Source organism: Halorubrum sp. Ea8 (assembly GCF_002252925.1).
In the GTDB taxonomy this organism is placed as follows: domain Archaea; phylum Halobacteriota; class Halobacteria; order Halobacteriales; family Haloferacaceae; genus Halorubrum.
The window spans coordinates 38,149-44,148 of sequence record NZ_NHPF01000049.1 but is presented as its reverse complement, the minus strand read 5'-3'; the positions used below and the strand labels follow the sequence as shown (position 1 = coordinate 44,148).

Below are 6,000 nucleotides of genomic sequence, written 5' to 3'. Positions count from 1 at the left end.
CGACGCGGCCGCGTCGGTCGCGAGGTCGGTGTCGACGGCGACCCGCCAGCCGATCGCGGTGGACGCGGAGCCGCACCCGTTCTCCGACCAGTGGCCGTTCGTCCGCCGCGGGGTGCCGGCGCTCCAGCTTCACAGCGACTCCGGCGACCGCGGCCGCGGCTGGGGTCACACGCACGCGGACACGCGAGACAAGGTCGACGACCGGAACGTCCGGGAGCACGCGATGCTGACGGCGCTGCTCGTCTGCGAGTTCGCGGCCGCCGAGCGCGACGTGCCCCGGCTCGACCGCGAGGAACTCGTCGCCGAGTTCCGCGACGCCGACTTCGAGACGGGGATGCGCGCGGCCGACCTCTGGCCCGACGGCTGGGAGTAGCGCGCGTCAGTCGTGCGGTACGGAGGGAGTGACGGAGGGGGCTACGGCCCGCGCCCGGTCGGCACGGTCGGCGTCGTGCGCTTGTGAGCCGTGGCCCGGTGTCGGTCGAGAAGGTCGGCGACGGTCTCCTCGTCGACGTCGACGCCCCCCTCCTCGTCGACGTCAACGTCGTCCTCCTCGCCGTCCGACAGCCGCTCCGCGATCGCCGCGGCGCCGAGCCCGCGGTCGACGCCGAGCCGGAGCACGCGGTCGATGACCTCGTACGGGGCGCCCAGATCGTCGGCGTCGCGCTGTCCGGGGAGGAATCCCGCGGTCGGCGGCTTCTCGACGACGAACTCGGGGACGTCGAGCTCGGACGCGAGGGCGCGGACCTCGGTCTTGTACAGGTGCCCGATCGGGTGCACGTCCGCACCGCCGTCGCCGTGTTTCGTGAAGTAGCCGAGCAGCAGCTCGCTCCGGTTGGCCGTCCCGCAGACGAGGCGGTCCGTCGCGTTCGCGGCGAGGTACGCGAGCGTCATCCGGAGCCGAGCGACGGCGTTGCCGGACAGGACCGGTTCGTCGTGGAGATCGAAGCGGTCGGGCGCGACCGCCCCGAACTGCGCGAACAGCGAATGGAGGTGGACCGTGTCGTGATCGATCCCGAGCGCCTCGGCCAGTGCCTCGGCGTCGCGAGCGTGGTGCGCGCCGACCTTGTTACACGGGAGTATCAGCCCGTACACGCGGTCGGCGCCGAGCGCCTCGACGGCCAGCGCCGCGGTCACCGTGGAGTCGAGCCCGCCGCTCATGTTGACCACGACCCCCTCGGCACGGGCGGCCGCGACCCGCGACTCCAGGAACGAGCGGACCCGCTCGCGCTCGTCACCGGGGTCGCGGAGGCGACGGTCCCCGTCGCCGGTGACGTCGTCGGGAACGGACTCGCCGGCGTGCGGTCCGTCGGTCGCAGCCGTCTCGTCGCGAGCGTCCGACCGGACCGAACTCGCGGCGCGCCCGTCTAACGAGTCGCCCTCGAAGGCGGGAGACCCCCGATCACTCATCGTTCGGGCCTCCGGTCGTCCCCGTCGTCGCTCCGCGGTTCCACGGCGTGGCGCGGTCCGGGACCGCGGCTCGGCGGGGACCCGACCGCGGTCGACCGTCGGTTCGACGATTCATGTTCGGCTCCCGCTTCCGAACGGACGGGTAAATATCCACGGTGCCAACTATATAAGGTATTGTGAGAATTATCTCAGATACCAGTGTAAATACGGAATACTGATAAAGAAATTCGGAGTCATACAGCGAAAGATAGCTGATACGCAGATTGTGTCTCATATGGAGTAGCAGGAGTTCTGTTCTCTATGCATTTTGGCACTAATAACATATGTTTGTGGGATTACTCGGCGCTCAATTACTGTATCAAGAATATAAGGTGCGTAGAAGCAAACGTTTATCCATATCAATTTGTTGGATTCGTGTATGTCGACGATACAGCTCACGACGAGTCAGAAACGCGTCTTGACCGCGCTCGTGAACCTCGCGGAAAACGCCGATCTCCCGGTCTCCGGGGGTGACATCGCCGAGTCGATCGATCGCAAAGCCGGCACGGTCCGGAACCGGATGCAGAGCCTTCGGGACCTCCGGCTGGTCGAGGGCGTCCCGGGGCCCGACGGCGGGTACGTCCCCACCGACGGCGCCTACGAGACTCTCGGCGTCGAGCGGATGGACGACGCCGAGACCACGCCGGTCGCCGTCGACGGCGACCCGGTAGAGGGCGTGAACGTCGAGGAGATCGACCTCTCCAGCGTCGCCAATCCCGAACTCTGCCGCGCTGAGTTGGTGATCCGCGGTCCGGTCGGTCCCTTCGAGGCCGGCGATCACGTCACCGTCGGTCCGACGCCGGCCGCCGGGCTGCGCCTCTCGGGGACCGTCGACGCCACGAACGTCGACGGCAACACCCTCCTCCTGCGCGTCGACGGGATGGAGACCCCGTCCGCCGACGCCGCCGAGGTGAGCGCGGCCGACTAAGAGGCGTCGCCGTCGCGGCGCTCCGCGGACTCGACGCGGTCCCCCGACGCGATCCGGTCCCGGATCGCCCCCGTCGCGGCGGCGGCGTGACGGGCCGTCTGGTACCGCTCTCCGAAGGCGACGCGGGCGCTCTCGGCGGCCTCCCGGTCGACGTCGAAGGCGACCCCGTCGTACGCGACGTCCCACAGCACCAGCGGCTCGGGCGGCGCGGGGCCGACGCCGAGTTCCCCCGGCACCGGCTCCGCGTCGAGCAGGCGGTCGATCCGCGACGGCTCGGTGTGGCCCCGTCCGACCGCCCGGACCGCGGCGACGAGCCGGCGGACCAGCGCGCGCGGGAAGCCGTCGGCGGCGACTTCGACCACGAGCAGGTCGCCGTCCCGGGACGCGGTCGCGGTCAGGCTCCGGACGGTCCCCGTGTCGTCGCTCGTCAGGTTGTGGAAGTCGTGGCGGCCCGAGAGCCGATCGAGGGCGTCGCGGACGCGTCCGTCGTCCACGGCGCCGTCGGGGGCCGGCGAGGAGGCACCCGCCGCGGGCGCGTAGAGGTGGTACCGGTACGTCCGCCGGACCGCGTCGTGCGTCGCGTGGAACCCGTCCCGGACGTCCGCGGCCGCCCAGACGCGCACCGATCCCGGGAGGTGCCCGTTGAACGCCCGCGGCGTGAGCCACGTCGGCGCCTCGAACGCGACCGTCTGCGCGACCGCGGAGACCCCGGCGTCGGTGCGGCCCGCCGCGGCGTAGCCCGGCGGCGTCGCGTGCGTCGGCCCGTCCCCGCGATCGAGCAGTCCGTGTTCCGCGAGCGCCCGGAGGAGGGTGCCTTCGACGGTCGTCGCGTGGGGCTGGCGCTGGAAGCCGGCGTACTCGCGGCCGTCGTACGCGACCCGGAACGCGCGAGTCGTCGCGGCGGCGGTCACGTCCCGTCTGCGGACCGGTCGTCGCCCCCGTCGGCGTCGCCCGTCGTCGCATCCTCGCCCGTCGTCGCATCCTCGCCCGTCGTCGCGTCGTCGCCGTCCACGGCCATCGGCACGGTGACGACGGGAACGGAAGAGACCCGGACTATCTTCTCGGTGACGCTTCCGAGGAGGACTCGCCGGAGGCCGCTGCGAGTGTGGCTCGGCATCACGACGATGTCGGCGCCGGTGTCCTCGATGGCGGCCTCGATGATGTCGATCGGCTCGCCCTGCCTGACGTCGCCGACGACGTCGACCCCCGCGTCATCGAGCTCCGCGGTCACCGTCTCGACGCGCTTTCGCGCGGCGTCCTCGATCCGTTCGGCGAACGCTCCGGCCTGCGGCCCGCCGAGCGTCTGCGCCAGCGTGTCGACCGCGGAGACGACGTGGACGGTGGCGTCGTAGCGCTCGGCGAGGCTGGCGGCGTGCGGGACGGCGTCGTTCGACTCGCCGCCCGGCGCGACCGGGAGGAGGATGTCGTCGTACATACCCGGCACTGCTCGGGCCGGGTGCAAAACGATACCGGCCGTTCGAGCGAGCGGCGCAGTCGACCCGCGAGCGGGACGGATCGGCGGGTGGAGGCGGCCGAGGCGACGGGTGGAGGCGGCCGAGGCGACGGGTGGAGGCGGCCGAGGCGACGGGTGAGGGCGGACCGTTACAGCCCGAGCGCGTCGAGCAGGTCGAAGCCCACACCGACGTAGCCGACGAGTTTGAAGCCGAGATAGATCCCGACGATCGCCATCACGCCCGGTAACTCCGGCGGGGCGGGAATCGGGACGCGGAGGAACGCGAACAGCGCGCCGACCGTCACCCCGACGAGAAGCGCGGCGGCGGTCAGGACGGTGGTCGAACCCATGTCGACGCGTCGGCGACGTCCGTTTATAAACGCGGTGTTCGCGGTCGGGGACGCGGCGGCGGGGATGGGTAGGGTTTTCCGACGCGCGTCCCTTCACGGCGACATGGCACGAGAGGTTTCCAACCCCGACAACCCGCAGGTGACGCTCCAGACGAACCACGGCGACGTCGTCGTCGAGCTGTTCGCCGACCGCGCCCCGAAGACGGTCGAGAACTTCCTCGGACTGGCGCGTCACGACCCCGCCGCGGACGCCGACCCCGCGCGCGACACCGACACGTGGGAAGACCCCGAGAGCGGCGAGGTCCGCGGCGACTCGCTGTACGAGGGGAACGTCTTCCACCGCGTCATCGAGGACTTCATGATCCAGGGCGGCGACCCGCAGGAGAACGGCCGCGGCGGCCCCGGCTACCAGTTCGACGACGAGTTCCACGACGACCTCACCCACGACGGTCCGGGGATCTTCTCGATGGCGAACTCCGGCCCGAACACGAACGGCTCGCAGTTCTTCATCACGCTTGACGCGACCCCGCACCTCGACGGCAAGCACGCCGTCTTCGGCCAGGTCATCGACGGGATGGACGTCGTCGAAGAGATCGGCGCCGTCCCGACCGACCGACGCGACGAGCCCCGCGACACGGTCGAGATCGAGCAGGTCGCCGTCGACGAGTAGACCGGCGCCGCGGTCCCCGATGTCGACGCCGCGGTCCCCGATGTCGACGCCGCGGTCCCCGATGTCGACGCCGCGGTCCCCGATGTCGACGCCGCGGTCCGCCGTCCGAGTATCTTATACTACCCGATTCTCAAGCTCCTCGCCGTCATCGAGCCGGGTGAGGTTGCCGGCGAGGATGTCGGCGACGCGGTCGTAGTAGTGCGGCGTGTGGCCGGCGTTGTGCGGGGTGATCGTGGCGTTCCCGAGCCCCCACAGCGGGTGGTCCTCCGGGAGGGGTTCGGGGTCGGTCACGTCGAGGGCGGCCCCTCTAATCCGGCTGTTCCTGAGCGAGGAGACCAAGGCGTCGGTGTCGACGATCGGCCCGCGCGCCACGTTTATAAGGACGGCGTCGGAGCGCATCGTTTTGAGCGCCTCCGCGTCGACGATCCCCCGCGTCGTCTCGGTGAGCGGGCACGCGAGCACCACGTACTCGGCGTCGGCGATCGCCTCGTGGAACTCGTCGAAGCCGTACACCGCGTCGGCCGGGCCACCCTTCTCGGGCGAGTACCGGACGCCGACCGCCTCGACGTCGAACGACGCCAGCCGTTCGAGGACCGTCTGCCCGATGGCGCCGAGCCCGACGACGGCGACCGTCGAGCCGTACACCTCGGTCGTCTCGTAGGTGCGCCACTCGCGGTCCGCCTGCTGGCGGTGCGCGCGCGGCCACCGGCGGGCGTGCGTGATCATCGACCCGACGACGTACTCGGCGATGTTCGGGCCGTGGACGCCGGAGGCGTTCGTCACGGCGACGCCGCGGTCCGCGAGCGCCTCGCGCGGGAGGTGCCCGGTCCCGGCGAACACGCAGGCGAACAGTTCGAGCTCCTCGGCGGCCGCCAACAGCTCCTCGTCGATGTGGAGCCCCACCGCGGCGCGGGCGGTCGCGATCAGCTCGCGCTCCTCCGCCGGCGTCCGGGCCAGCGCGATCTCGCGGTCGGGGAGTCGCTCGCGGAGCGACGCGACGAGGTCCGACGCGTCCGATCCGTGGATCGTCTGTCGCAGCACGAGGACGTCTGGATCGCTCATGGCGACGCCACTCGGCGCGACCGTTATAAAGGGTGCCCGTGCGGCGAAGGGTGCCGGATTCGGGGCGCGCGGCGGCCGGTCCGGAAGGTGG

Annotated in this window: 8 protein-coding genes; 3 read left to right on the top strand and 5 right to left on the bottom strand. The window is 71.1% G+C overall.

The window, feature by feature from the left end:
* On the top strand, positions 1–373 hold a 373-nt coding region (locus DJ74_RS04280), incomplete at its 5' end, for a M28 family peptidase (RefSeq protein WP_141212667.1).
* A gap of 41 nt (positions 374–414) precedes the next feature.
* On the opposite strand, the gene nadE is transcribed toward DJ74_RS04280, so the two are convergent.
* Positions 415–1,407 carry an NAD(+) synthase gene (nadE, locus tag DJ74_RS04275; RefSeq protein ID WP_094526467.1) on the bottom strand — a complete coding sequence of 331 codons (993 nt, stop codon included), beginning with the start codon at positions 1,405–1,407 and terminating at the stop codon, positions 415–417.
* Positions 1,408–1,825: 418 nt separating this feature from the next.
* Here nadE and DJ74_RS04270 point away from each other — a divergent pair, with 418 nt between their 5' ends.
* Entirely contained in the window at positions 1,826–2,374 is a 549-nt protein-coding gene (locus DJ74_RS04270) for an Rrf2 family transcriptional regulator (RefSeq protein ID WP_094522254.1), read from the top strand.
* Here DJ74_RS04270 and truA read toward each other — a convergent pair.
* From truA to DJ74_RS04255, 3 genes are all read right to left on the bottom strand, one after another.
* Positions 2,371–3,285: a tRNA pseudouridine(38-40) synthase TruA gene (truA, locus tag DJ74_RS04265; RefSeq protein WP_094526466.1), complete on the bottom strand. Its 915-nt coding sequence runs from the start codon at positions 3,283–3,285 to the stop codon at positions 2,371–2,373. The two genes, DJ74_RS04270 and truA, sit on opposite strands and share 4 nt — an antisense overlap.
* Positions 3,282–3,809, bottom strand: coding sequence for a universal stress protein (locus DJ74_RS04260; protein WP_094526465.1), 528 nt, complete (start codon positions 3,807–3,809; stop codon positions 3,282–3,284). Before DJ74_RS04260 ends, truA begins: the two co-directional genes overlap by 4 nt.
* Before the next feature lie 167 nt (positions 3,810–3,976).
* The gene (locus DJ74_RS04255) at positions 3,977–4,177 is read right to left on the bottom strand and encodes a XapX domain-containing protein (RefSeq protein WP_094524157.1); all 201 of its coding nucleotides are present in this window, start codon (positions 4,175–4,177) and stop codon (positions 3,977–3,979) included.
* 103 nt (positions 4,178–4,280) lie between these two features.
* On the opposite strand from DJ74_RS04255, the gene DJ74_RS04250 reads away from it, so the two are divergent.
* On the top strand, positions 4,281–4,847 hold the full coding sequence (locus tag DJ74_RS04250) for a peptidylprolyl isomerase (protein WP_094526464.1): 567 nt from the start codon (positions 4,281–4,283) through the stop codon (positions 4,845–4,847).
* Between the two features lie 114 nt (positions 4,848–4,961).
* Here DJ74_RS04250 and DJ74_RS04245 read toward each other — a convergent pair whose 3' ends face one another.
* Positions 4,962–5,909 (bottom strand): D-2-hydroxyacid dehydrogenase, encoded by a 948-nt coding sequence (locus DJ74_RS04245; RefSeq protein WP_094526463.1) that lies wholly within the window; start codon positions 5,907–5,909, stop codon positions 4,962–4,964.
* Positions 5,910–6,000 lie beyond the last annotated feature (91 nt).